The 25655-nt window shown below is 26.0% G+C and carries 26 protein-coding genes and 1 pseudogene; 8 read left to right on the top strand and 19 right to left on the bottom strand.

Features of this window, described 5'->3' with window-relative positions:
* Window positions 1–65: 65 nt before the first annotated feature.
* Window positions 66–2300 (top strand): annotated as a pseudogene (locus tag CP965_RS10570) (methyl-accepting chemotaxis protein); the annotation flags it as partial.
* 167 nt (window positions 2301–2467) lie between these two features.
* On the opposite strand, the gene CP965_RS10565 reads toward CP965_RS10570, so the two are convergent.
* Window positions 2468–2998, bottom strand: coding sequence for a DedA family protein (locus tag CP965_RS10565; protein ID WP_129062078.1), 531 nt, complete (start codon window positions 2996–2998; stop codon window positions 2468–2470).
* A 213-nt stretch (window positions 2999–3211) separates the two neighbouring features.
* Here CP965_RS10565 and CP965_RS10560 point away from each other — a divergent pair, with 213 nt between their 5' ends.
* Both CP965_RS10560 and CP965_RS10555 read left to right on the top strand, forming a co-directional pair.
* Window positions 3212–4432 (top strand): EAL domain-containing protein, encoded by a 1221-nt coding sequence (locus CP965_RS10560; protein WP_129062077.1) that lies wholly within the window; start codon window positions 3212–3214, stop codon window positions 4430–4432.
* Complete coding sequence (locus CP965_RS10555; protein WP_129062076.1) at window positions 4432–5229, top strand: diguanylate cyclase domain-containing protein; 798 nt, start codon at window positions 4432–4434, stop codon at window positions 5227–5229. Before CP965_RS10560 ends, CP965_RS10555 begins: the two co-directional genes overlap by 1 nt.
* On the opposite strand, the gene CP965_RS10550 is transcribed toward CP965_RS10555, so the two are convergent.
* The 3 genes from CP965_RS10550 to CP965_RS10540 are packed head-to-tail and all read right to left on the bottom strand — an operon-like array spanning window position 5226 to window position 7557.
* A complete protein-coding gene (locus tag CP965_RS10550) occupies window positions 5226–6137 on the bottom strand; it encodes a 5-oxoprolinase subunit C family protein (RefSeq protein ID WP_129062075.1) in 912 nt (303 codons plus the stop codon). The two genes, CP965_RS10555 and CP965_RS10550, sit on opposite strands and share 4 nt — an antisense overlap.
* On the bottom strand, window positions 6134–6811 hold the full coding sequence (gene pxpB, locus CP965_RS10545) for a 5-oxoprolinase subunit PxpB (RefSeq protein ID WP_129062074.1): 678 nt from the start codon (window positions 6809–6811) through the stop codon (window positions 6134–6136). Before pxpB ends, CP965_RS10550 begins: the two co-directional genes overlap by 4 nt.
* Complete coding sequence (locus tag CP965_RS10540; protein WP_129062073.1) at window positions 6811–7557, bottom strand: 5-oxoprolinase subunit PxpA; 747 nt, start codon at window positions 7555–7557, stop codon at window positions 6811–6813. The genes pxpB and CP965_RS10540 overlap by 1 nt, the downstream gene beginning before the upstream one ends.
* A 165-nt stretch (window positions 7558–7722) precedes the next feature.
* Here CP965_RS10540 and CP965_RS10535 point away from each other — a divergent pair, with 165 nt between their 5' ends.
* Window positions 7723–9552: a sensor histidine kinase gene (locus CP965_RS10535; protein ID WP_129062072.1), complete on the top strand. Its 1830-nt coding sequence runs from the start codon at window positions 7723–7725 to the stop codon at window positions 9550–9552.
* A gap of 10 nt (window positions 9553–9562) precedes the next feature.
* Entirely contained in the window at window positions 9563–10243 is a 681-nt protein-coding gene (locus tag CP965_RS10530) for a response regulator transcription factor (RefSeq protein WP_129062071.1), read from the top strand.
* Between the two features lie 4 nt (window positions 10244–10247).
* On the opposite strand, the gene CP965_RS10525 is transcribed toward CP965_RS10530, so the two are convergent.
* The 9 genes from CP965_RS10525 to CP965_RS10485 all read right to left on the bottom strand — a co-directional run bounded on the left by CP965_RS10525 (window position 10248) and on the right by CP965_RS10485 (window position 19061).
* Window positions 10248–11015 carry a putative hydro-lyase gene (locus CP965_RS10525; RefSeq protein WP_129062070.1) on the bottom strand — a complete coding sequence of 256 codons (768 nt, stop codon included), beginning with the start codon at window positions 11013–11015 and terminating at the stop codon, window positions 10248–10250.
* Window positions 11016–11024: 9 nt separating this feature from the next.
* Entirely contained in the window at window positions 11025–12314 is a 1290-nt protein-coding gene (locus tag CP965_RS10520; RefSeq protein WP_129062069.1) for a TRAP transporter large permease, read from the bottom strand.
* Entirely contained in the window at window positions 12314–12832 is a 519-nt protein-coding gene (locus tag CP965_RS10515; protein ID WP_129062068.1) for a TRAP transporter small permease subunit, read from the bottom strand. The genes CP965_RS10520 and CP965_RS10515 overlap by 1 nt, the downstream gene beginning before the upstream one ends.
* An 11-nt stretch (window positions 12833–12843) precedes the next feature.
* Entirely contained in the window at window positions 12844–13908 is a 1065-nt protein-coding gene (locus CP965_RS10510) for a TRAP transporter substrate-binding protein (RefSeq protein WP_129062067.1), read from the bottom strand.
* Window positions 13909–14007: 99 nt separating this feature from the next.
* The gene (locus CP965_RS10505) at window positions 14008–15342 is read right to left on the bottom strand and encodes a TRAP transporter large permease (protein ID WP_129062066.1); all 1335 of its coding nucleotides are present in this window, start codon (window positions 15340–15342) and stop codon (window positions 14008–14010) included.
* Window positions 15332–15817, bottom strand: a complete 486-nt coding sequence (locus CP965_RS10500) for a TRAP transporter small permease subunit (protein WP_129062065.1) — start codon at window positions 15815–15817, stop codon at window positions 15332–15334. Before CP965_RS10500 ends, CP965_RS10505 begins: the two co-directional genes overlap by 11 nt.
* A gap of 4 nt (window positions 15818–15821) precedes the next feature.
* A complete protein-coding gene (locus tag CP965_RS10495; RefSeq protein WP_129062064.1) occupies window positions 15822–16778 on the bottom strand; it encodes a TRAP transporter substrate-binding protein in 957 nt (318 codons plus the stop codon).
* Between the two features lie 66 nt (window positions 16779–16844).
* Window positions 16845–17525 (bottom strand): response regulator transcription factor, encoded by a 681-nt coding sequence (locus tag CP965_RS10490; RefSeq protein ID WP_129062063.1) that lies wholly within the window; start codon window positions 17523–17525, stop codon window positions 16845–16847.
* Window positions 17526–19061: a sensor histidine kinase gene (locus CP965_RS10485; protein ID WP_129062062.1), complete on the bottom strand. Its 1536-nt coding sequence runs from the start codon at window positions 19059–19061 to the stop codon at window positions 17526–17528.
* 158 nt (window positions 19062–19219) lie between these two features.
* On the opposite strand from CP965_RS10485, the gene CP965_RS10480 reads away from it, so the two are divergent.
* The gene (locus CP965_RS10480; RefSeq protein WP_129062061.1) at window positions 19220–19837 is read left to right on the top strand and encodes an LOG family protein; all 618 of its coding nucleotides are present in this window, start codon (window positions 19220–19222) and stop codon (window positions 19835–19837) included.
* 10 nt (window positions 19838–19847) lie between these two features.
* Here the strand turns inward: CP965_RS10480 and CP965_RS10475 are convergent, their stop codons facing one another.
* Window positions 19848–20282, bottom strand: a complete 435-nt coding sequence (locus CP965_RS10475; protein WP_129062060.1) for a hypothetical protein — start codon at window positions 20280–20282, stop codon at window positions 19848–19850.
* A 132-nt stretch (window positions 20283–20414) separates the two neighbouring features.
* Here CP965_RS10475 and CP965_RS10470 point away from each other — a divergent pair, with 132 nt between their 5' ends.
* Both CP965_RS10470 and CP965_RS10465 read left to right on the top strand, forming a co-directional pair.
* The gene (locus CP965_RS10470; RefSeq protein WP_129062059.1) at window positions 20415–20957 is read left to right on the top strand and encodes an HPP family protein; all 543 of its coding nucleotides are present in this window, start codon (window positions 20415–20417) and stop codon (window positions 20955–20957) included.
* Window positions 20958–21002: 45 nt separating this feature from the next.
* Window positions 21003–21830: a DUF4197 domain-containing protein gene (locus tag CP965_RS10465; protein WP_129062058.1), complete on the top strand. Its 828-nt coding sequence runs from the start codon at window positions 21003–21005 to the stop codon at window positions 21828–21830.
* Between the two features lie 22 nt (window positions 21831–21852).
* Here the strand turns inward: CP965_RS10465 and CP965_RS10460 are convergent, their stop codons facing one another.
* The 5 genes from CP965_RS10460 to CP965_RS10440 all read right to left on the bottom strand — a co-directional run bounded on the left by CP965_RS10460 (window position 21853) and on the right by CP965_RS10440 (window position 25507).
* Window positions 21853–22473: a hypothetical protein gene (locus CP965_RS10460; protein ID WP_129062057.1), complete on the bottom strand. Its 621-nt coding sequence runs from the start codon at window positions 22471–22473 to the stop codon at window positions 21853–21855.
* 54 nt (window positions 22474–22527) lie between these two features.
* Complete coding sequence (locus tag CP965_RS10455) at window positions 22528–23373, bottom strand: tetratricopeptide repeat protein (RefSeq protein ID WP_129062056.1); 846 nt, start codon at window positions 23371–23373, stop codon at window positions 22528–22530.
* Window positions 23374–23385: 12 nt separating this feature from the next.
* Window positions 23386–23868, bottom strand: a complete 483-nt coding sequence (locus tag CP965_RS10450) for a GNAT family N-acetyltransferase (RefSeq protein ID WP_129062055.1) — start codon at window positions 23866–23868, stop codon at window positions 23386–23388.
* Between the two features lie 67 nt (window positions 23869–23935).
* A complete protein-coding gene (locus CP965_RS10445) occupies window positions 23936–24754 on the bottom strand; it encodes a LysR family transcriptional regulator (RefSeq protein WP_129062054.1) in 819 nt (272 codons plus the stop codon).
* Window positions 24755–24763: 9 nt separating this feature from the next.
* Complete coding sequence (locus CP965_RS10440; protein ID WP_129062053.1) at window positions 24764–25507, bottom strand: sulfite exporter TauE/SafE family protein; 744 nt, start codon at window positions 25505–25507, stop codon at window positions 24764–24766.
* Window positions 25508–25655: the final 148 nt, after the last annotated feature.

Below are 25655 nucleotides of genomic sequence, written 5' to 3'. Positions count from 1 at the left end.
AGTATAAGCTATTTATTATTTCTATTTAATTATTTTTATTTCATCAAAGCTCAAAAGGAGAGAAGATGCTTTCAAAAATGTCTATTAAACAAAAACTTATTCTAATAATGTCAATACCTTTATGTATTGTAATATTATTAGCTGCAAAACTTGGGTTTAACTCTTTTATATATTATACCAATCTAAAGAGTTTAGATAAAGTTATTGTTTTATCTACAAAAATTGGTGCACTGGTACATGAAACACAAAAAGAAAGAGGTATGACAGCAGGTTACTTAGGAAGTAAAGGAACTAAGTTTCAAAATAAACTACCAAGTCAAAGAGATTTAACAAACAATAGACTCAAAGAAATGAAAAGTTTTTTATCTACATTTGATACATCTAAATATGGAAGTGATTTTAACAACAACTTGCAGGAAAGTTTAAATTTATTAACAAATCTTTCTAATACAAGAAATAATGTAACTGGATTAAACATTCAAACATCAAAAGCAATTGCATATTATACAAATGTTAATAGCTCTTTACTAAATACAATTAGTAGTATCTCAAAACTATCTAATAATGCAAAAGTATCTCAAGATATAACTGCTTATTTAAATTTCCTATTATCAAAAGAAAGAGCAGGTATTGAAAGAGCAGTAGGTACAAATACTTTTGCTAGGGACAACTTTGGTGAAGGAATGAAAGCTAAATTCTATACTTTAATTGCTGCACAAAATGCTTATATGGATGCCTTTTTAAAAGTATCTGATGACTCATCTAAAGTATTCTATAAAGATACAGTAAAAGGTGAGGCAGTTGATGAAGTAAACAAAATGAGAAATATTGCTTTATTTAAAGGAATAGACTCAAACTTTGGAGTTGATTCTTCTTATTGGTTTGATACTATTACAGAAAAAATTAATCTTTTAAAAAAGGTGGAAAACTATCTTGCCGAGCACCTTATTAAAACAATTGATGAAGAGATAAATAATGCAACCTTTGAAGTTATTCTTTTTGGTATTTTAAGTGCTATTGGAGTTGCCTTAACTCTTATACTTGCTAGAACAATTGCTTTTACAATTTTACTAGATGTTGACCAAGTTAGGAAAGGATTAGATGACTTCTTTGCCTTTATTAATTATGAAAAAGATGATATTAATTTAGAAATTGTGGAATCAAATGATGAACTTGGGAAAATGTCTAAACTTATTAATGAAAATATTAATAAAACAAAAGCAAATATTCAAGCAGATAGAAGTCTTATTTCAAACACAATTGAAGTTGCAAATAAGATTAATAAAGGTCACTTAGATACTAGAATTACTAATGACTCTAATAATCCTGCATTAAGTGAGCTTAAAAATATTATTAATGAAATGCTTCATACTTTAAATGAAAACTTTGAAAGTATTATGAAGGTTCTTAACTCTTACTCAAAACTTGACTTTAGTCCACAACTTGAAGAGAATAATCTAGAAGGGATTATTAAAGAGCTTGAAGATGATGTAAATATTCTAAGAAATGTGATTACTGAAACTTTAATTGAAAATAAAAGAAGTGGTTTAATTCTTAGTCAAAATGCTAATATTTTAACTAAAAACATGGATGAAATTTCAAATGCGGCAAATAGTCAAGCAGCTTCATTAGAAGAAACTGCTGCTGCACTAGAAGAGATTACTTCAAATATAAAAAGTAATTCAGAAACAACAATTAAAATGGCTGAATATGGTGATAAAGTAAAACATTCAGTATTGACAGGTCAAAAATTAGCTAATAATACTGCTAAATCAATGGAAGATATCAATGCACAAACAACTGCTATTAACGAAGCAATTACTGTAATTGATCAAATTGCCTTCCAAACAAATATTCTTTCACTAAACGCAGCTGTTGAAGCTGCAACTGCAGGTGAAGCTGGAAAAGGCTTTGCTGTTGTTGCACAAGAAGTTAGAAACTTAGCAAATAGAAGTGCAGAAGCAGCAAAAGAGATAAAAGATTTAGTTGAAAATGCCCAAGCAAAAACAAATGAAGGTAAAAAAATTGCTTCTGATATGATTAATGGATATCAAGAGCTAAATGGAAATATTTCTAGTACTATTGAATTAATTGAAAATGTTACAACTGCAAGTAAAGAACAATCTGCGGGTATGATACAAATTAATGATGCCGTTAACAACTTAGATAAAATCACACAAGAAAATGCTCAAAATGCTTCACAAGCAGATACAATTGCACAAAAAACATTAGAAATTTCTAATATGATCATTAAACATGCAGAGGCTAAAGAGTTTGATGGAAAAAATGATATTAAAATTAGAAAAAATGCAACAGACCTTGCTTATAAAGGAAATGAAAAAAGAAGTGTTGAACAAGTAATTAAAAAAGATATTAATAAAAAAACTAATAAAAAGCCAACTAAAATAATTAGTTCAAATAATGACAATGATGAATGGGAAAGCTTTTAAGGCTTTCCACTTTTCAACTAAACTTTTCTAAAAAAATAAGTTATTCCTATTAAAATAGTAGCAACAATTGCTAAACCTACATATTTAAATTCTTCTGTACTATTTAAGATATATTCCCCTGCTGTATAACTTGCAAAGCCTACAATACAAGCCCAAAAAATAGTTGCAATTGCATTAAATAAAATAAATTTCATTGAAGAATACTTTGTAAGTCCCATAGCCAAAGGAATTAACGTTTTTATTCCATAAATATACTTTTGAATGATTACAACAAAAGATCCATATTTCCTCATAAGAACATGTGCTAAAGCAACTTTTCGTCCATATTTTTTCATCATATCTTTTGCATAAGCTTTGTTTTGTCTAGCAAGAGTAAATAAAAACTGGTCTCCTATAAAATTTGATATTCCTGCTACTAATATTGAAATATAAATATTTAAATCCCCTGCATAGGATAATACCCCTGCAACAACTAATCCTACAAAGCCTCCACCAAATGAGTATAAAAATAATGCAATATATCCCCATTCTCTTATAAAATCTTCCACATAATTGCCTTAAAAATTATTTTAAATTATTCAAAAAATTGAATCTTTTATGGCTGAGATTTTAACTAAAGTATTATAAATTAAGGGTTATTATACAAATTGTATAAACACTTTTATAAATATTACAAATTTTATATGATTTTATAGAAATTTCTACATTGCTTAAGATTTAATAATATATACTAGATTCCAGTTTAATAAAAAAGGTAAGGAATGCCCTTATTTAATAAGCTTTATAAGTATTTTTTTAAAAATAAAACTAAAACAATTTTTCTTATAGATATCTTATATATGAAAGATATAAATGCTGTTTATGGTTTTGAAAATGGAAATTTCATAATAAAACAGCTTTATAAACTTTTAGATTCAAATATTAGAAGTCAAATCCTATTTGAATTAGAAAAAAATTTATACATTGAAGTAAGAAATTCCCATGTTGATGTTTTTAATTTAATAATTTATGAAGAATTATCAAAAATAGAAGTAATTGAAATTAAAAATATCATTTTTAATACCATAATTTCTCATCAGTTTTCTTTATTAGATTCTGATCTTACTATTGATATTGATGTTACATTAGGTAGTTCAAAAGGCAAAGATGAAAAGCTTCAAATTTATGCAGAGAAAGCTTTACACAATGCAAAAATGAATTATATAAATTTTATGTATTATGATCCTAAACTTTATAAAACTCATTTTGAAAATGAAGAACTTCTATCTATTTTAAGAGAGAATATTGAAAAAAAAACAGTAGAACCTTTCTTTCAAGCAATACAAGATAATAAAACAAAAGAAATTGTAAAATATGAAGCCTTAATGAGAATATATGATAAAGATGGGGAAATATTAATGCCAGCTGTCTTTATTAATAAATCAAGGAAATATAGACTCTTTAATAAGCTTATGGAAGTTATGATACTAAAAGTTCTTGATTATATAAAAAAATATAAAATCTTTGTAAGTATTAATCTAGATTATAGTGATATTATAAACCCTTCTATGAAAGATTTAATTATTGAAAATATTAAAAATAGTAATCTAGGAGAATATTTAACTATTGAAATATTAGAAAGCAAAAAAATAAGTAATTATTATTTAGTTAATGATTTTATTAGAGACTTAAAAAACTATAATGTACAAATTGCCATTGATGATTTTGGTAGTGGATTTTCAAATTATGAGCATATTTTAAACATTAATACAGATTATATAAAACTTGATGGCAGTTTAATAAAAAAAATAGACGAAGAAGTTTATTATAATTTAGTCAAAAGTATTGTTCAATTTTCTAAAGAACAAAATATTAAAGTAATAGCTGAGTTTGTAAGTGATCTAAAAATATTAAGATATGTAAAATCACTTAATATAGATTATTCTCAAGGTTATTATATTTCAAAACCAATGAAAATAGAAGATATTATAGGAAATAGATAATGAAAGAGCAATTAAAAGAAATAACTGATTTAACAGTAAATGAGTTATTACCTCAAGAAATTATTTTACCATCAGAATATTTTGAATGTTTTGATAAACATGCAAAACTTTATGAAATACAAATAAATGACAAAAGTTTTGAAAAAGAAATTGATAATCTACTAGTAAATGAACTAAGTAATATAAATGACTACATAAAAATAGCTAATAAGAATATTGGTGATGCTGCTTCTATTACTCTTGAAGCAAAAGAAGCAATTAAAGAAAATGATTCAAATGCTTTAAAAAAGTTATATTCTCAAATAAATCAATTACAAAATGAACTACAAAATATGACAGATAGCATTTATAAAGACTACTTAACAAAAGCTTTTAATAAAAAATGGCTTTATCATAAATATTTAGATGAAGAAGCACAATTTCAAGAAGATACTACACTTATTTTAATAGATATTAAAGACTTAGAATACATAAAAAACAACTATAGTAAGCTTATTTCTAATAATCTTTTAGTCTATATTTATGATTTTTTAAACAAAGAATTAAAAAAAGAGAATATAGAATTTAATATTTGTAGATACCTTAATAATAAATTTATAATCTCAATAAAAAGCTTGAATTATGAAGTAAGTTCTAATCTAATTAAAAATATTTCTTCTGTTCTTTTTGCAACTACTTTAAAAAGTAATTCAGGGATTATGATAAAACCAACATACAAATATTCAATAGTAGCTGTAAAAAAAGAAGATTCTTTTCACGAGGTACTAGCTTCTTTATTAAGAGATACAAAAAACTAAAAAGTTAATAAAAACTCTTTAGCTTTTTGTTGAGCCTCTTCAATACCAATTTTTTTAAATCTAACTTTATAACCAGGTTTCATCTGAGCTAATTTAAAACAATCAATATTTAGTACTGTCCCTATTTTAGGATATCCACCAATAGTTTGTCTCTCTTTTAAAAGAATAATTGGTTTTCCATCTTTTGGAATTTGAATACTACCAAAAGCGATAGCTTCAGAAACTAAAGTCGAAATATTACAGGAAATTTTTTCTCCATCAAGTTTACAAGCCATTGAATTAAAATCAGGAGTAATTGTATAAATTGAAGAAAAAAACTTATCAAGTGCTTCTTTATCAAAATCCTCATACTGATAAGATAAGATGACTCTTAAAACTATTTCTTTTTCATATTTAGGAAGAAAACTCTTTTTCCATTTTCTTTTTATAAAAGTAGTTGATTCCTTATAGGGTAAAATATCTCCATTTTTTAGCTTATCTCCATTTAATCCACCAAATTTTTCTTTCATAGAAGTAGAGTTACTGCCAAACTCTTTTTCAATATCAAAACCATCTTTAACAGCTAAATAAACCCTCTGCCCTTCTTGTATCTTTCCAATTTTTATTTCATCAGATGCTTTCACTTTATAAGCTTGCCAAGTATCTAAAGGAATATTATTTATAAAGAACTCACATTTTGCACCAGTTATAGCAATTGTAGTCTCTGCTTTTACTTTAAAAATTACATTAGGAAAAAGAATTTCAAGTAGATTTGTATGGATTTCATTTTTTAAAAGTTTATTACATGCAAAAGCTGCATACTCATCCATAAATCCAGAATTTGTAACTCCTAAATGCATATAAGAAAATCTTCCTTTATCTTGAATAGTTGAATAAATTCCTGCTTTGATTATTTCTAAGCCACTCATATAACACCACCTTGATTAAGAAACTCTTCTTTTGAAATAGGATTGAATTTTACTTTTGTATTTATATCTATAGGAGATAATTCTTTTAAATTCTTATCAAAAAACTCAAAAGCTGTTTTACCTATTATATTCCAACCTCCTGGACTATCTTTTGGATAAACTGCCGTTTGAGTATCTGCAATAGAAACACTTCCTTTAGGAGTTTTTTTTCTAGGGCTTTCTAATCTTTTAGTTGCAATTTTTTCATCAACTATACCTAAATATGCAAAACCTGGTAAAAATCCTATTGTATAAACATCATATATTTTTGAAGAGTGTAATTTAATTACTTCATCAATACTTATATTATTTAAAGTTGCAACTCTTTTTAAATCAAGTCCTACTTCTTCAGCATAATATACATCTATTTCTATTAGTTTAGAAGAAGTTTCTTCTTCATAATTTATATTCTCTAACTCTTTTTTTAAATACTCTTTTATTTTTTTAAAATCATATCTTAAAATATTATAACTAATTAAAATAGAACTATATGAAGGAATAATATCTATAAAATCTTGATTATTAAGTTGTTTCAAATAAGAATAAGTTGCCTTTACTTTATTTGATATTTCTTTAGAAATTTTGTTATCAAAATAAATAATAACAGAATCTACAGAAGCTATTTTTATATCCATTATATTACTACTTTTTGTAAAGCTTTTATAAATTCAAGAGCATTAGCCCCATCTCCATGAACACACACAGTATCAGCTTTTAAAAATAGTCTATGTCCATTTATACTTTCTAAAAAACCTCTATCTTTTAAATTTTGAATTCGCTCAATAACTAACATTTCATCATGAATAACTGCATCTGGATTCATTCTTGATACTAAACTTCCATCATCATTATAATTTCTATCTGCAAATACTTCGTATATTAAACCTATACCATATATTTTTGCAGTATAAGAAAAAGCTTCATTATTTGGATTTGATAAAATCATTAATCTAATATTTTTATCAAAAGATGCGATTGCACTTAAAATAGCTTTAAAAATATTTTCATCTCTCATCATATCATTGTATAAAGCTCCATGGGGTTTTACATAAGAAACTGTAGTACCATGAGCCTTACAAAAAGCACTTAATGCTCCTAATTGATAAAGAACTTTTGATTTTATCTCTTCTAATGTACATTGAATAGTTCTTCGTCCAAACCCTACTAAATCTTGGTAAGCAGGATGTGCACCAATAGTCACATTATGTTTCTTTGCAAGCTGAACTGAACGATTCATTGTTAAAGAGTCACTTGCATGAAATCCACACGCAAGATTAGCCATATTAATATATGGCATAATTTCTTCATCAGTTCCCATCTTCCAGATACCAAAGCTTTCGCCCATATCACAATTTAATCTAATCATTTCATTGCCTTCCATTGATATCCTTTAATTTTATCATATTAATAGTTTTAAAATATGAAATTTTAGTATCATAAAGTGTGTAATAAGTGAGTTTTAGTAAAAAAAATATATCATTTTTTTTAAAGCACACTTATAGCACATTTTATACATTTATTATATAATTATAAATAGGAGGATTAATTGTTCAACGAAAAAAATATACCAACACTTATAATTTTAACTCCTATTATTTCTATATTAATTTTAGTTTCTATTCTTTTATATAACTTTGTACAATCTCAAGAGGACTATTTTTTACAAGAGAGTATGCAACTTGAAAAAGAATATATTTCAAAACAAAAAGAGACTTTAAAAAAAGAAGTTAATGGATTAATAACCTATATTAAATACCAAAAAAATTTACTTTTAGAAAACAGTAAAAAGAATATAAAAATACAAATGAATGCTTTTGCAAAAAATATTGAAAACAATACAATAAAACAAAAAAACTATTTTAAATACATAATCCAAAATGCAAACTCAAATACAGACTTTATGATTTTTGATTTAAAAAATAATAAATTGATAAAAGAGAAAGATATATTCTTTAGGTTCAATGAGAAAGAAGATTACAAAAAAGTTTTAAAAGATAAAAAAGAAGCCTTAATAATAGAAGATGAAACAACTTTATACTTTTTTAAATATATAAAGAATAAAAATATAGTTTTAGCTTTAAAAAAAGATATTTATTATCTGACTGATGATTTAAAATATAATATTGCTAGATGGATTGAGTCAATAAGGTTTACAAATAATAACTATTTTTGGATACATACTAATACTAACATCTTAATTGCCCATGGAAAAAGAAAAGATGAAATAGGAACAGATGATACAAGAAGAATAGATTTAAAGGGTAATCTTTATGTACAAAAACTTGTAAGACTTGCAATAAAAAATTACGATGGTACTTTTTTTAAGTTTTATTCAAAAAAAGAAGGGAAAGAAAGACCTTCAACTAAACTCTCTTTTGTAAAACTTTACAATGAATGGAACTGGGTGATTTCAGGAGGTATTTATTTAGATGAAATAAATAATGTAATCTCTAAACAAAAAAATGCCTTAGAGAAAAAAATAAAAAAATATATTCAAACAGCTATGGTTATTGCTTTTTTATTGATAATTTGTATTTCAATTTTATCTATTCTTATCTCTCAACAAATAAATAAAACATTTCAAAGATATCAAGCAAAAGTAAAAAGAAAAGAATTAAAACTAAAAAATTTAAATAAAAACTTAAATGTAAAAATTGAAAAAGCAATAAAAGAAGCAAAAGAAAAAGATAGAGCAATGTTTCATCAATCAAGACATGCGAGAATGGGAACGATGCTTTCAATGATCTCTCATCAATGGAGACAACCACTTAGCCAATTATCTGGTATCTTGATGGAGATAGAAACAAAAATTTTATTTAATAAAGCAGACAAAAAGTTTTTACTAAAATCTACAGAAGAAGCAACAAATGTTATAGAATATATGTCAGATACCGTTGAAGATTTTAAAAATTTTTTTAAAAAAGAAAAAGATAAAAAAGAGTTTTATATCTCAAAAGCCTGTGAAAATGCTATTACTTTAGTAAAAGACTCATTAACTAATCAAAAAATAAAACTATATTATAAAGTAATAAATGATAGTAAAATAAAAGCTTACCCAAGAGAATACTCTCAAGTAATATTAAATCTTCTACTTAATTCAAGAGATGCTTTAATTGAAAATGAAATAAAAAATCCTAGAATTTATCTAATAATTAATACATATAAAAATAAAACTATTGTTACTGTAAATGATAATGCAAAAGGAATTCAATTAAATAATATTGAAAAAATCTTTGAACCCTATTTTTCAACAAAGAAAAAACAAGGAACAGGATTAGGTTTATATATGTCAAAAGTGATTATTGAAAAAAATATGGGTGGAGAACTAACAGTTAGAAATGCAAAACATGGTGCTGTATTTAGAGTAATTGTATAAAAGGAAAAGAATGGAAGAGTTTAAAGACAAATTTAATACATATACTGTTTTAGTAGTAGAAGATGACCTAATAATTAAAGAAAAAGTTGTCACTATCCTAGAATTTTTTTTTAAAGAAGTTTATCAAAGTGATAATGGTATCGATGCTTATGAAATTTTTTTAGAAGAAAAGCCTGATTTAATAATTTCAGATATTGAAATGGAAAATGACAATGGTATAGAATTAATAAAAAAAGTAAGAAAGATAAATTTAGATATTCCTATTATAGTTTTAAGTGCTTACTCAAAAGAAGAATACTTACTTAAACTAATAAACTTAAAAATTGCCCACTATATTTTAAAACCAGCAACAAATAAAAAACTCTTTGAAGCTATTTCAATTGCTCTATTAAAAGAACAAAAAGTTTTACTCAAACTTTGTGAAAATATGTATTTAGATACAGAAAGAAATTTAATTAAGTATAAAAATGAGGAAATAAGTTTAAGAAAAAAAGAAAAATATTTTTTAGAGTTGCTTTACAAAAATAAAGACAAAATAACAAATTATGAACTTATTCAAGAATATATCTGGACAGATAAATATATGACTCAAAATGCTTTAAAAACATTTATTAAAGAACTAAGAAAAAAGCTTCCTGTACAAATTATTGAAAATGTTATACAAGAAGGTTATAGACTAGTTAAAAACTAGTCTATTATTCATAAAATTCATTATCTTTTCTATCTGAAATAAACATATGTCCTGGAGAATGGGTTATTGCAAATGGTATTTTTATTTTCTTTAAAACATTTTCAGGGGTAACTCCACAAGGCCAAAATACTGGAATTTCATCATCTTGTATTTCTATACTATCCCCATAATCAGGAGTAGTAATATCTTTAATTCCTATCATTTCCGGATATCCCACATGAATAGGAGACCCATGCATTCTAGGAAAATGACTTGTTACAATGCAAGAATCAGCCACTCTTTCTTTTTTAATTGGTCTCATAGAAACTACCATTTCTCCATCAAAAATATCAACTTTATTTAGTTTTATATTTGTATCATACATTGCAACATTTTTCTTTTGGCTTACATGTCTTAATTCAATATCTGCTTCTAAAAGAGATGTTTCAAAAGTAAAACTGCAACCTACTAAAAAGAAAACTAAATCATCAGTATAATAATCCTCTATACTATTTACACTTTTTACAAATTTGCCATCTTCAAAAATATTATAAGATGGTAATTCATTTAACAAATTTGCCTTATCTGCTAAAACCTTTGTATAATATGAGTCTTCTACTACTTCTAAAACAGGTATTGCTTTACTATTTTGTTTAGCAAACTCTTCAAAACTTTTAGCATATTGTTTTGGAATAACTAACATATTTGCTTGAACATAACCTTTACAATAACCTGCTGTTGGTCCTGTAAACTCTTTTTTTGCTACTTTTTGTCTAAACTCATTTGGGTTCATTTTAATCCTTTATAAATTATTAGCTAAATACAAACTTATTTCTGGAAAAATAACTAATAATCCAGCCATAGCTAACATAATAAGTACAAAAGGAAATGCACCTTTCATAACTTCAACAATATTTCCTTTATTTCTTATTCCTTGAACAACATATAAATTTAAACCTACAGGAGGAGTAATTAATGCCATTTCAATTAAAATAATTAAATAAATTCCAAACCACACACCATCAAAACCTAAAGCAATCATTACAGGTGCAACAATAGGAATTGTAATTACCATCAAAGATAAAGTTTCAATAAAAAGTCCTAAGATAATAAATAAAATAGTAATAACTAGCAACATTGTGTATTTAGAAACTTCTAAATCCTCAATAAAATAAGATAAATCATCAGTAAGACCAATAGATACTAATACAAAATTTAAGAAGTTAGCAGCAATAATTATAAACATAATCATTCCAGTTGTTCTAAGTGTTCCTTTTATAGATTTTTTTAAAACTTCTAAGTTTAATAAACCTTTTACAGTAATAATTATGATAGTTGCAAGAACACCAAGAGCAGCACTTTCAGTTGGAGTTGCAAAACCACTATAAATCGATCCCATAATTAGGACAAATAAGATAAAAATAGGAATTAACTCTTTTAAAGCAATAAATCTATCTTTCCAAGTGATTTTTTCTTCTTTTATTATTGTTTCATTTTTTGAAGTTACACTAACAAATAAAATAAATAGCATAAATAATAAAGCTAATAAGATTCCAGGAACTAAGCCTGCAATAAATAGTTTAGGAATAGAAGTATTAGTTAAAAATCCGTAAACAATTAAGTTAATTGAAGGTGGAATTAAAATACCCAAAGTTCCCCCAGCAGCAATTGTTCCAGCGAAAAACCCAGATTTATATCCATACTTTTCACTTTGAGGCATTGCTACAGTTGTTATTGTGGCAGCCGTTGCAACAGAAGAACCAGAAATAGATGAAAAAATACTCGATGAGGCAATATTTGCATGTAAAAGTCCTCCAGGAAGCCAAGATAACCATTTATGTAAAGCAAAATATATATTTTTTGCTATTCCTGAATGAAGCAATATTTCACCTAATAAAACAAATAAAGGGATTGATAATAACAAAAAATCAGTACTTGCACTCCATGTTATTTCCCCTACTGCTTCAAAAACTGGGAAATCAGAGAAAAAATATCCAATAATTATTCCTACTCCTGCAATAGTTGAAGCAACAGGAACGGAAAGAAAAAGTAATAAAAGCAATATTACTATTGAAATAATAACTAAGTCCATTAAAACTCCTTCTTCACACTTACATCTTTATCTATTCTATTTTCAATTAATGCTTTAATTGCTTTTATAAACATAATTAAAGTTAAAAAAGAAAAGAACAAAAAACCTAAAAACCAAACACTTTGAGGAATCCATAAAGGTGTTGCTAAAGGTGTATTTGCCAAAGAATTTTTTTCTAAAGAAGTTAAAAAAACATTCCCTGTAAAATAGGTTAAAAAAATACTAAATAAAAGTGTAAAAAACATCGCAATTGAATCCAAAGAAGATTTAACTATTTTTGATGCTTTTGTATATAAAATATCAACTCTTATATGCATCTTTTCAAATAAAACATATGCTAAAGACCAAGAAATAGATATCCCTAGAATATATCCTGAAATTTCATCTACACCACCAAAAGAAACTAGAAAGAATTTTCTCAAAAAAACTTCTGTACTAATTAAAAGTACAGAAGAAAAAAGCAGAATTCCACAAAGGTATACTATAAACTCAGAGCCTTTTTTAAAATTTTCTATCATATAAGACCTTTTTATTTAGCTGTTATATCTACAACTTTACCTACTGTATTGTTCCATTTTTCAACAACATCAGCTGGTACTTTTTCTACCCATTTTGGGATTACATTTTCAATTAGAACTTTTCTTGATAATTCTTTATCAGCTTCTTTTACCTCAACCAATTTCATAGTATTTGCTTTCCCATAAGAACAATCTCTATTTGTAAGACACTTTTCACCTTCATTTGTTTCATAATTTGACTTTTCCCATGCAGGAGATACAATCTGAGTATTTACTGAAGAGACTAACTTTTTTTGTTCATCTTTTGAAAAACTATTCCAAGTATCTAAATTCATAGCTGTAATTACAAAAGCCCAACCACCTATTGGTAAAGGGTATAAATATTCAGAAACTTCTCCCCAACCAGAAGAGTATCCTGATAAACTACCAGTTACAGCACAGTCAATAACTCCTCTTTGCAAAGATTGAGGAACTTCACTATATGACATTGTAATACCAGTTGCACCTACACCATCTAAAAATTCAGCAACAGTCCAACCTGAAGCTCTTACTTTTTTACCTTTTAAATCAGCTAAAGAACTGATTTTTTCTTTACAAAATAAAACTTGAGAAGGATATGGAACAACAGAAATTAGTTTTGAATTAAAATCCTTTTCTAAAGCCTCATCTAAAATAGGAGAATAAGCATCTACTACTTTTTTTGCTGTTTGAATATCATTTGCTATTGCAGGAAAGTCTAGACCAGCTAAAGTCTGAGAATCAGAAATAACGTATCCACCAACTGTAGAAACAACATCAAAAACACCTTTTGATAACTGTCTATAAACAGCTGCACCTTTTAATTTTACTTGACCTAAAGAACTTAATCTAACTTTTGTTTTTGGGAACTCTTTTTTAAAACCTTTTTTCCAATATGGTTTTTCATACTCTTTATATAAAGAAAGACTACTCCATGAACCAACAACTCTTAACTTTTCAGGTGCTGCATTTAAAGTTGAAGCTGCAAATAAACATACTCCAAAAGATAAAAGCAAACTCTTTTTCCCTAAAGATAAAATTTCATTTTTTTTAATCATTTTCACTCCTTAATAAAAATATATGAAAATTGTAACAGTTGGAAATGTGTTAGTAGTGTGTAAGAAAAAATTTAAAAGGTAAGAAAAACTTACCTTTTACTATTTTATCATTTGTTCAGGAAGATAAAAAACAATTTCGGGGAAAAGTGTGATAAGTACAACAGTAATTATCATTAGAATAAAAAATGGGAAAGTAGCTTTTAAAATAGTTTGTATTTTTTCATTACTTATTCCTTGTATTACAAATAAAGAAAAGCCAACTGGAGGAGTAATTTGTGCCATTTCTACCATAAATACTAAAAATATACCAAACCATAAAGGATCAAATCCAGCTAAAATTACAATAGGAAGAACAATTGGCAAGGTCATTACAACAATAGAAATTGCCTCTAAAATCATTCCTAAAATAATAAACATTATACCTATTAATAAGATTAACATTAAAGGAGAAAGTCCAAGTGAAATAATAAATTCACTCATTGCCCTTGCAATTCCTAAAAATCCAATTACTTGAGAAAGAAAAACTGCTCCGGCAATAATAAAACCTATCATAACTGAAGTTCTTACAGAATTTAAAAGTGCTGTTTTTAGAATATCAAGTGAAATAGCTTTAAAATAAGCTGCTAAAAGAAAACTTCCTAATACTCCCAAAGCTGCCGCTTCGGTTGGAGTTGCAAAACCACCATAAATAGAACCTAGAACCAAAATAATTAGTGAAAAGATAGGTGCTAAATCCTTTAAAGAATTTACTCTATCTTTAAAAGTAAATTTTTCTTCTTTTTCAGGTAAAACACTTGGATCAGTTTTTGCTTTATACATTATATAAAATGAATATAAACTCGCAAGTAAAAGTCCAGGAAGTATTCCTGCAACAAAAAGTTTTCCAATTGATACATCAGATAAAACTCCATATATAATCATAATCAAAGAAGGAGGAATTAAAAATCCAAGAGTACCAGAGCCTGCTAAAGAACCCATTGCTAAAGTTTTTGAATAACCTCTATTTTTTAGTTCTTCTAAAGTGATTTTACCAACGGTTGCTGTTGTAGCTGCACTAGAACCTGAAACAGCAGCAAATAAAGAACATGCTGCAACATTTACATGAAGTAGTCCACCAGGAACAAAAGCTAACCAAGGTTTTAAACCATTTAATAATCTTGTTGAAATAGAAGATTTATATAAAATCTCTCCCATTAAAATAAACATTGGTAAAGCAGCAAGTGACCAAGAATTTAAAGCATCATATAAAGAAGAAGCTAATAAGTCTCCTACTTTATCATAAATACTAATTACAGGGGGAAGATTATGGTCATAAATTAACATTCCTATAATTCCAGTAAGAATTAAAGAAACACCTATCCATAAAGAAGACAATAAAAAAACAAAAAGTATTGCAATTAAAATCATTGAAAGAATAAGTGGATCAGCTATCATTTGAAAATCCTTTAAATATAAATAAAACTACAGCTAACATAAAAATAATAATTCCAAAAGGCATAGCTAATTGAGTTAAATAAAGAGGTGTTTCTGAAACATTTTCAGATAACATTTCTAAACTATAAGAGTCATATGTAAATAAAATTGTTCTATAAAGAGCAAAGCTTAAAACTACTAAAGTAATAATTGCTGCAACAATATCAAAAATATTATTAGCTTTTTTTGATAGTCTTGAAGTAATTATATTAATTCTAATATGAGCATCATTAGAAAAAGTATAACCTAAAGCTAAAAAAATAGAAGCAAGATATAAATATCCACTATATTCATCAGCAATCATAGTTGATAAATCAAAAAAAGATCTAATAAAAATCTCAGTTAAAATTAAAAGAACTAAAGCAACAATTAAAAAAGCTGAAAGATAAGCTCCCATCTTGGTAAGCTTATCTAAAAAATTGAAAATAAAATTCATACTTTTACTTTCTATATTCTTCAAATATTTTTTTGATTTGAGAATTTGCATCTGATAAATACTCTTTTAGTAATTCATCTGCTATCTTGTCTAATTGAGTTTTTAACTCTTGTGAAGCTTCATTTACAATCACCCCATTTTTTGCAAGAGTCTCTAAAGCAACTTTATCTTCTTGTTTTGCTGCTTCCCATTGAGAAGCTTCAATCTCTTTTGCTGCTTTTAACATTGCACCTTGTTGAGCTTTACTTAAAGAATTCCAATAGTCTAAATTAATAGTAACAGCTTGTAAAGGATAAGCATAATTGATTTTTGTATAGTGAGATAAAACCTCCCAAAATTTGCCATCTTTTCCTGAAGCTGATGAAGTAACAACAGAGTCTACCATTCCTGTTCTAAGAGAAGAATATACTTCTCCCCAAGGTAAAGCAACAGCACTTCCCCCTGCTTTATTAACAAATGCAGCTGAGTTTTTATCATAAGTTCTTGTTTTTACATCATCAAAATCAGCTATTGTATTTATCTGCTTTTTTGAATAAAACCCACTTGCAGGCCAAGTTACAGAATAAAGTATTTTTTGATTCCATTTTTTAGCTGTTTTTTCATAAGCTGGTTTTGCTAATTGATATAACTTATATGCTTCATCATAAGAATCAGCAATAAATGGTAAAGCAGAAATTCCAAAAACTTTTCCTCCACCAGAAGTGAAAGGAATAAACATATCTGTCATTGCTACGGTAGCATCTTTTACTGCTTTTAGGGGATTCCCTTTAATCAAAGCACTTCCTGGATGAACAGTAATATTCACACTTCCTTTTGAATAATCTTTTACTAGTTGTGCATATTTTTGAGCACCTTTAGTATGGAAATTATTTGCTCCATATTTAGCATTTAAATCCATTTTGATATTTCCTGCAAAAACTATACTTGCAAGAGAGATAAAAAGTAAACTTTTCTTAAACATTTAAGACTCCTTTGTTAATTTACAAATTCATCTTAAAATAAAAAAGTGAGTTTATAGTGAGTTTTTTTAGAAATTAATTAATTTATAACCCTCTTGAGGTTTATTAATTATTATCTCTATTGGTATTCTTTTTCTAAACTCTTTAATAAATGTTTTTAAAGCAGCAATACTCATTGATTTATCTCTCCATAAATACTCTTCTATTAATTCATAACTTAATACAGAATTTTTATTTTTATATAATAAGATTAAAAATTCTTTATCTCTTTTTCTTAAAGGAACTAAAGCATTTTTATAAAAAAGTTCCCTTTGACTCATATCAAAATATAAGTCCTTGTGAAAAGAGAGTATTTCATGTAGTTTATTACCAAAAGCTTTGATTATTCCATTTAATAAAGAATCAGAATTAACAGGTTTTAAAAGATATTGATTAATATGCAAATTTATCAAATCTAATAAATACTCTTCATTTGAATAAGCTGTTACCATAATAATGATTGTTTCAATATCATTTTTCCTAATATCTTCTACCAAGGATATTCCACTTTTATTAGGCATTTCAATATCTGTAATTATTAAACTTGGTTTATACTCTTTATACAAATAAAAAGCATCCTCTGCATTACTTGCTTCATAGACACCTTTAAAATAGTATTTTAAAGTATTTACTAATCTTTTTCTAATACCATCTTCATCTTCAACACATAAAACTGTATATTCTTGAAGTTGTTTTATTAAGTTTTCCATCTATTTTTTAAGCTCTTCAATAGGTAATACTATTAAAAAACAAGCACCTTTTCTTTTATTTTCAACACTTAATTCTCCACCCATATTTTTTTCAATAATCATTTTAGCCATATAAAGACCCAGCCCTGTACCTTTTGAGGAACTTTTGGTTGTAAAATAAGGTTCAAAAATCAAATCTAAATAATCATCTTCAACCCCACCTGCATTATCTTTTACTTTTATTATTGCATTATTGTCTTTTTTACTTACTACTAATTTTATTGTAGGATTTTGAATATTCCTTTGTACTAAAACATCTTTTGCATTGGATAAAAGATTTAAAATGACTTGTGCAAATTCTCTTTCATAACCATAAATTAAAGAATTAAATTTAATCTTTTTTTCTATTTTAATATTAAAACTTTTTAAAGAAGCTTCAACTAAAGTAAGGGCTTCATCACAAGCTACTTCAAGGTAAAAATCAACTTTCTTTTTGTCTGGTTTAAAAAAATTTCTAAAATCCTCAATTGTATTTGACATAAATTCTATTTGTTTATTTGAATCTTTCACAGAATTTTCAATCATAGAACTAGTAACTTTTCCAAACTTATTAGCTGTTTCTAATTCCATAAGTATTCCAGATACTTCGCTTAAAGGTTGTCTCCACTGATGTGCAATCATAGAAAGCATTGCTCCCATTCTTGCAAGTCTTGATTGATGAAGCATAGCTCTATCTTTTCTTTTTACTTCTTTTATAGCTTTTTGTACTTTTAACTCAAGATTTCTATTTAAATCTTCTAATAAAAGCTCTTTTTTCTTTACATTATTTTGATATCTTTTAAAAACTTTTGTTATTTTTCTTGAAATAAAAAAAGATAAAATACCAATTATTAGAATAACTAAAAAAGAAACGATTACCACAAGTCTTATATGTTTATTTATTTTTTTTTGAAGTTTTTCTTTATTTTCTTTAATTGATTTTTGAATATCATCAATATAAAGTCCTGCTCCAATAACCCATTTATATTTTGAATAAAGCTCAAAATAACCCAATTTTTTTGAAAAATTTTCTTCTTTAGGTTTTTGCCAATGATATTCAACAAAAACTCCTTTAGGATTCTTTATGGTTTCATCAATAAACTTTTTAGTAATCAAACTTCCCTTTGCATCTTTTAAATCCACATCATAAGTATTAAGACTATTTTGTCTAAAAGGGTGAGCTCTTAAATAATAATCTGTATCATGCACCCATAAGTAACCATGTTTACCATATCTTATTGTTTCTAAGTATTCTAAAATATCTTTTTTAAGTTCTTCTTCTGTTAGTTTTTCATTATTGTTTACCCTATGGTTTATATAATTTACTGCATAATCAACTTCTTTTTTTAATATATCTTTTTGTTTTTGTAAATACTCTTTTTCAACTAAAATACTTTCCATTTCAAAATAGTTATATTGATTTTGCACAAAAAAATAAATTGTAAGAAATGCAATTAAAATAACAGTTATAATGGGAGTAAGAATAATAAGTTTTGGGATATTTTTTTCACTAAACAAAAAAGGCTCCTATATTGATTTTATATTTTAACAAAAATTAGTGGGTAAAAAGTGAGTTTTAAAAATATAAATTAAGTAAAAAAGAGTTCTTTTAGCTAATAAATTGTGGTTTATAATGAAAATATAAATATAATCAATGTTTTCTTTTAAGGATAAAAATGAATTGCGATACAATTTACAATACAAGAATAAGTGATGACTTTAATAATGGTAAGAAGTTATTATATGATTTAAAAAACAATGTTACAGTTTTTGGAAGTGCAAGAACACAAGAAAACAATGCATATGCAAAAAAAGCTCAAGAACTTGGATATGTTTTAGCTAATGAAGGTATAAATATTATTACTGGTGGTGGAGACGGTATAATGCAAGCTGCAAATAAAGGTGCCTTTGAATCTAAAAAAGCTCAATCTGTAGGTCTTAGTATAGAACTTCCCTTTGAAAACTCTGTAAATCCTTATACAACAAAAAGTCTTACCTTTAATTACTTTTTTTCAAGAAAATATATGCTTGTAAAATATTCTAAGGCGTGTATTATTTTTCCTGGAGGTTTTGGAACTTTAGATGAACTTTTTGAAGTTCTTACTTTAATTCAAACTCATAAAATGAGAGATGGATTTAAACTATATTTAGTTGGTTGTGACTTTTGGAAAGGTTTAATAGAGTTTATAAAAACAACTTTAGTAAGTGAAAAGATGATTGATGCGGGAGATTTAGATATTATAAAATTAAGTGATGATATTGAAGCTATAAAAAATGAGATTATAAAACTTTAATCATATTGTATCAATATTGATACATATGATACTTTTTATTCTCTTTTGCTTTTCTTTCTTCTATTTTTTTATATGTTTCTAAGGCTTTTTGCTTAAGTTCCTCATCTAAAAACTTTCCTTGAAACTCTTTTAAAAGAACTTCTATAACTAAAACATACACTATACTATTAAGTTTTTTTGAATCTTCATTTTTCATTTGAATATCTAAATCAATGGCATATACAGCCTCTTGAAAAGTAAAAAACAATCTTTGTGCTATATCTTCTAATCGAAAACTATAACCTAATATAGTTAAAAAATTATCTTCATACTCTTTATGTAAGTTTTTATCTTTTATTTTTTGTGCAAAATCAAATATTGTATGTGCATACTCTTTTTCTAAACTTTTTGTATCAATAACTTTTGTTTTAAAACCATAAAAAAATTCTGAAATTTCTATTATCATTTTTCCCTACTTTATAAGTGAAAGTTTAATATTCTATCATAATTTAATCAAAATTTTTTAGATTTATTGACTAAAGTCATACATAATTTTTAAAGAAATAGTTAAACTTCAAACTTTATGGAGAAAACTATAATGAAAAGATTTTTTAAAAAATTCAAAAAAATTAATACTGAAAAAATAGCTATTGAGAATCTTATTTGGTCTTGGATAGGTTCTTTTATTGGAATACTTTCAATCTCTTTTATACATTTTAATTTTTTAAAAGATACTGATTTAAGTTTGATAATTGGTTCTTTTGGAGCAAGTGCTGTTTTAATATATGGAGCATTGCACTCTCCTATGGCACAACCAAGAAATCTTATCGGCGGTCATATTTTAAGTGCTATTATTGGAGTAGCTTGTTTTAAAATTTGTGGTGAGTACATTTGGCTATGCTCTGCTTTTGCTGTGGCTAGTGCAATTCTTGTAATGCAATTAACATTAACTCTTCATCCTCCAGGAGGAGCAACTGCTTTAATTGCTGTAATTGGAAGTGAACAAATTCATAATTTAGGTTTTTTATATGTTTTAATACCTGTGGCAAGTGGTGCTTTTATTATGTATTTTATTGCACTTATTATAAATAATATTCCTAAAAAAAGGTACTATCCTAACTCAAAAGAAAAGCTAGATTAATAAAACTTGAATATAATAATAAAAAATTTTATATGAAAGGTTTTTATGAAGAAAAAAACTATTATTTTATCTTTAGCTCTTTGCACTACACTAAGTTTTTCATTTGACTTAAATAATTTTGCAAAAGATGTTGTAAATAATTTATCAAATAATGAAAAAGCAAGTGAAAAAAAAGAAGTAACAAATACAAAAAGTACAACAAATTTATCCCAAGACACAGTTTCAAGTGGTTTAAAAGAAGCTTTAAAAGTAGGTGTTAATTATGCTGTTGAAACACTTGGTTCAGAAAATGGGTATTTAAATAATTCTCAAGTTAAAATTCCACTTCCTAAAAATCTTCAAAAAGTAGAAACAATTGTTAGAAAAGCTGGTGGAGATAAAATTGCAGATGATTTAATAAACTCTATGAATAGTGCAGCAACACAAGCAGCTCCAAAAACAGCTGAAATTTTTGTTGATGCTATAAATAAGATGTCTTTAGAAGATGCAAAAAATATTTTAGCTGGTGATGAACATGCCGCTACAAACTATTTTAAAACAAATACAAATGAAGCCTTATCAAATATGATAAAACCTATTGTAACTAAAGCAATGGAAGACAATAGTGTTGCAAAATATTATGATACATTTAACTCATATTATAAAGAATATGGAAAAGAATATGTGGAAAATAGTTCAGTAATGAACCTTGCAAAAAACTTTGGAGTAGATTCTTACTTACCTAGTAGTAGTGATGAAAGTATTAATGATTATGTAACTACTAAAGCTATTGATGGTTTATTTACTATTATTTCTGAAAAAGAAGCAGCTATTAGAAAAAATCCTATTGAACAAACAACTTCGATACTTAAAGAAGTATTTGGAGGAAATTAAAAGATTTCTAAGTCTTAAAGACTTAGAATCTTTCTTTATCTTGAGTAAAATATCGTTCAAATATATTTTTCTTAACTAAACTCTTATCATAATTTTTTTCAAATCTTTTTTTATCTATAAACAAATTTTTATATGTAGGTTTTAACTTTTTTAAAAGTTCTGTATAAAGTTTTCCTTCATAGTCTAGTAAAAAAGTATTAGAAAAAGTAGAATAGATATAAACTGCACTTAAATAACTATCTTCGTTTATTTTGTAGGTTTTAAATGTATAGTTATCAATATCATATTTTTCAACAGTTTCCAAAGTATCTAAATTCATTTCTTGTCTTAAGCTAGTTTCAAAAAAGCTATTAGCCAAACCTGTCCATCTGCACATGCTATCTAAATCAATATACTCTAAAAAAAGTTTTCCATACTTTTCATTGTATTCATTTATTATAAAAGAATCCCTAACACAAAAAGTTGTAGTGTATATATTTCTCACAGAAGAAGAAAAGGGAAGCTTTAAAAGAGTTTGTTTATTATTTACAAAATTTAACTCTTTTGTTTTTTTTGAAAAATGCGTTAAATTTTTATTACTGAAACAAGCAGTAAATAAAAAAGCCACTGTAATAACTAATAAAATATTTTTAATTACTTGCATTAAAAAATCCCATAAATAAACCTATCTTTTTTTATTACTACTTTAGCATAAGTTTTAAAAAGAGTTGTTAAACCTATCCTTATCTTTTAAAACTTCTGCTGAGGAAACAATATTTATAATAAACTCATCATTTATATTTGAAAACTTTTCAATTATCTCATCACATACATTTTGTAAATCATTTTCCCTTTGAAGTTCACTTAAAACTGCTGCTTTATTATGATATGCAATTGCGATTTGACCTAAAAAAACTCCTTTTAGATTAGAAAAAGAGTTTAAAACCTCATCAAAAGTTTTTAAAGAATCTTCATATTCAAATAGCTCTTTTTGCTTATTTGCTTTATTTACTAAAGATTTTATTACAAACTCTAAAATAGTTTCATCTTCACTATTTCTATAAGTATTAATTATTTCATCATATTTTTTTATAGCTTCATCATTTTCATCAAGTGAAGCTTGAATTAAAGCTGTATTATATTTAGCTTGAACCAAATCTTTTAAAATCTCAGTATCAATAGTATTTTCAAAATTATTTATAAACTCTTTATATGTATCTAAAGAACTTTTTTCATCATAAAGCTCTTGAATACAAACAGCTTTATTCATATAAGCTTTTGCTATTATAAGTTCTGCTTTTTTTGAAAAATTTGATATAAACTTCTCTAAAAGAGTGTTATAAGTTTCTAACTCTTTTTTAAACTCTTTTCTTCTAGCATGAACTAAAGCTTTATTATAATAAGTATAAGGCAAATACTCTTTTATACTTTCATCATCAGTTTGCTCAAATTCTTTTAAAATAGTTTCATAAATTTTCAAAGAATCATCATCCTTTTTCTCTTTTGTTAAACTTGAGGCTTGTGCCATTAAAGAGTAAAAATCATCTATTTTTTCTTGATTCATTAAAACACCTTTTTAGCTATTTGCAAAGTTTGATAAGGATTGACCTTCCAATCTATATCCAATCCACTCATCTTGACTCTTTGCACCAATACTTTCATAAAACTCTCTTGAAGGAGTATTCCAATCTAAACAAGACCATTCTACTCTACCACAACCTTCATCATAGGCTTTTTTAACAAGGTGTTTTAAGATAGCTTTTCCAGCACCACTTCCTCTTTTATCTTTGCTTACATATAAGTCTTCTAAATAAATACCATTTTTACCAAGCCAAGTTGAATAATTATAAAAATACACTGCAAAGCCAATTGCAACACCGTCTTCTTCACATATAAAAGCACTTACCGTTGAGTTTTCACCAAAGATAGATTCTTTTATTTGCTCAACATCAGTTTTCACTTCATGTTCAGCTTTTTCATAAATTGCAAGTTCTGTAATAAAATTTAAAATTGTTTGTGCATCATCAATAACGGCATCTCTTATAATAACTTTTGACATAAAATTCCTTCATATTTTTTTGCGATAAATATAACATTCTTCGCTTAATTTTTCATAAACTTATTAGCTAAAGATTTACTTTTCTCAGGTACTCATGAATTATTGGAAGATAATCTTTTCTACAAATTAAATGTGTATCAAGATGATTTTCTATATCTGTAGTTTTAACCTTGTTTGTGTAGCCAAATTTTTCTATAATCTTTGGAGATAAAAGACCTATTCCAAAACCTGCTTTTATACAACCAAGGATTAACTCAAAATTTTCTAACTCTACTGTTTTGTAGTTTTCATCTCTTGTATTTTTAATATAACTTTCCAAAGTTGCACAGTTTGAACAAGACTTTTTAAATACAAAACAAGTCTTTTGTGGTTCTTTATTTAAAGGTTCTACTAAAACCATCTTTTCTTCAACTACATTTAAAATCTCTATATCTTTATGATTTGGATTTCCATTTACAAAAGCTATATCAAGTTTATAATCTAATAGTTTATCTATCAAATTTAAACTACTATCCACTGCAAACTCTAAATTCATTTGTTTAAAATCACTATTTAGTTTTTCTAAAAATGGCATTAGATTGCTTGTAGTAAAAGTTTGGGTAGAACCTATTTTTAAAACTTCTTGATAATCTATATTTCGCATATGAACTTGAGCTTCTTCTACTTTTTTTATAATGTCCATGGCATAGGGAAAAAGTTTTTCTCCCTCATTTGTAAGAATAACCCCTCTATTTGTTCTATGAAAAAGTGAATATCCTATATTTTTTTCTAACTGTTTTATTCGTAATGTTACGTTTGATTGAGTAAACTCTAACTCTTTTGCTGCTTGTGAAATAGATTTTGTATTTGCAACTTTTATAAAAACTTTTAATAAATTTGAATCCATTTTTATCCCTTAACCTAAAACTGTTTGAAAAACTAACATCCATGCAATAATAAACAATAAGGCTTTTAATATCTTTGCATAGAATTTGGCATCTATTTTTTTCTTTATTTTTATACCAAAATAAAGACCAATAGCAATAATAAAAATACTAGCAAAAGAAATTTGTACTGCTTGAGATGTAAACTCTCCAAAGTAAACAAAAGTCGCAACTTGCCCTACTTTTGTAAAAAGAAAACATAAGTTTGAAAGCTGAATCGTATCTTTTTTTGAGTACTTTAATTCTAAGGTGTACATAATAGTAAGTGGAGCAACTACATTTGTAAGACCTGAGACAACTCCACCAATAAGTCCTAATCCATAGGTTGAAGATTTTGGATAATCAGATATAAAACTAGCTCTAAATTTTACTAAAGATTGGAAAAGATAAAAGAATATTATAAATGCAAGTATAAGTTTAAAATACTCCGAGTTGTAATAAACTAAAATAAATGTTCCAAACACACTACCTATAACCATAAGTAAAATGATAAGCCAAAATCTTCGTAAGGCTTCAAAAAACTTTCCTTCACTTAGAATGCTTACAAGGTTTACTATCATTGTTGGGATTATTATGTATGTGATTGTTGTTTGAATATCTGTAAAAAGTGCAACTACTGGAGTTGAGATAAGACCAAAACCAAAGCCAATACTTCCATGTATAAATGAAGAGATAAGAATAACTAGTGTAAAAACTACTAAAAACTCAGTTTCCATATGACTACCTTTAATATTACATATAACTATAAGTAATATCAAATGATATTACTAAGAATTATATCTGTTTATTATAAATAGTTTATTAAATGTTCAAAAATCTTCTTATTTAGTCAAAACTTAGATACAATTGCAAAAATATATAAAA

The organism is Halarcobacter mediterraneus (assembly GCF_004116625.1).
Classification (GTDB): Bacteria; Campylobacterota; Campylobacteria; order Campylobacterales; family Arcobacteraceae; genus Halarcobacter; species Halarcobacter mediterraneus.
The sequence above is the reverse complement of the archived record's forward strand: the minus strand, read 5'-3'. Positions and strand labels throughout refer to the sequence as shown.

Bases quoted from the DNA above. Each gene is read 5' to 3' on its own strand.
- CP965_RS10530 (WP_129062071.1), top strand. From the start codon at position 9,563: ATGGAAGAGTTTAAAGACAAATTTAATACATATACTGTTTTAGTAGTA.
- CP965_RS10525 (WP_129062070.1), bottom strand. From the start codon at position 11,015: ATGAACCCAAATGAGTTTAGACAAAAAGTAGCAAAAAAAGAGTTTACA.
- CP965_RS10555 (WP_129062076.1), top strand. From the start codon at position 4,432: ATGAAAGAGCAATTAAAAGAAATAACTGATTTAACAGTAAATGAGTTA.
- CP965_RS10470 (WP_129062059.1), top strand. From the start codon at position 20,415: ATGAAAAGATTTTTTAAAAAATTCAAAAAAATTAATACTGAAAAAATA.
- CP965_RS10505 (WP_129062066.1), bottom strand. From the start codon at position 15,342: ATGATAGCTGATCCACTTATTCTTTCAATGATTTTAATTGCAATACTT.
- CP965_RS10440 (WP_129062053.1), bottom strand. From the start codon at position 25,507: ATGGAAACTGAGTTTTTAGTAGTTTTTACACTAGTTATTCTTATCTCT.
- CP965_RS10550 (WP_129062075.1), bottom strand. From the start codon at position 6,137: ATGAGTGGCTTAGAAATAATCAAAGCAGGAATTTATTCAACTATTCAA.
- CP965_RS10465 (WP_129062058.1), top strand. From the start codon at position 21,003: ATGAAGAAAAAAACTATTATTTTATCTTTAGCTCTTTGCACTACACTA.
- CP965_RS10450 (WP_129062055.1), bottom strand. From the start codon at position 23,868: ATGTCAAAAGTTATTATAAGAGATGCCGTTATTGATGATGCACAAACA.
- CP965_RS10560 (WP_129062077.1), top strand. From the start codon at position 3,212: ATGCCCTTATTTAATAAGCTTTATAAGTATTTTTTTAAAAATAAAACT.
- CP965_RS10515 (WP_129062068.1), bottom strand. From the start codon at position 12,832: ATGATAGAAAATTTTAAAAAAGGCTCTGAGTTTATAGTATACCTTTGT.
- CP965_RS10460 (WP_129062057.1), bottom strand. From the start codon at position 22,473: ATGCAAGTAATTAAAAATATTTTATTAGTTATTACAGTGGCTTTTTTA.
- CP965_RS10445 (WP_129062054.1), bottom strand. From the start codon at position 24,754: ATGGATTCAAATTTATTAAAAGTTTTTATAAAAGTTGCAAATACAAAA.
- CP965_RS10455 (WP_129062056.1), bottom strand. From the start codon at position 23,373: ATGAATCAAGAAAAAATAGATGATTTTTACTCTTTAATGGCACAAGCC.
- CP965_RS10520 (WP_129062069.1), bottom strand. From the start codon at position 12,314: ATGGACTTAGTTATTATTTCAATAGTAATATTGCTTTTATTACTTTTT.
- CP965_RS10510 (WP_129062067.1), bottom strand. From the start codon at position 13,908: ATGATTAAAAAAAATGAAATTTTATCTTTAGGGAAAAAGAGTTTGCTT.
- pxpB (WP_129062074.1), bottom strand. From the start codon at position 6,811: ATGGATATAAAAATAGCTTCTGTAGATTCTGTTATTATTTATTTTGAT.
- CP965_RS10500 (WP_129062065.1), bottom strand. From the start codon at position 15,817: ATGAATTTTATTTTCAATTTTTTAGATAAGCTTACCAAGATGGGAGCT.
- CP965_RS10475 (WP_129062060.1), bottom strand. From the start codon at position 20,282: ATGATAATAGAAATTTCAGAATTTTTTTATGGTTTTAAAACAAAAGTT.
- CP965_RS10540 (WP_129062073.1), bottom strand. From the start codon at position 7,557: ATGGAAGGCAATGAAATGATTAGATTAAATTGTGATATGGGCGAAAGC.
- CP965_RS10495 (WP_129062064.1), bottom strand. From the start codon at position 16,778: ATGTTTAAGAAAAGTTTACTTTTTATCTCTCTTGCAAGTATAGTTTTT.
- CP965_RS10490 (WP_129062063.1), bottom strand. From the start codon at position 17,525: ATGGAAAACTTAATAAAACAACTTCAAGAATATACAGTTTTATGTGTT.
- CP965_RS10480 (WP_129062061.1), top strand. From the start codon at position 19,220: ATGAATTGCGATACAATTTACAATACAAGAATAAGTGATGACTTTAAT.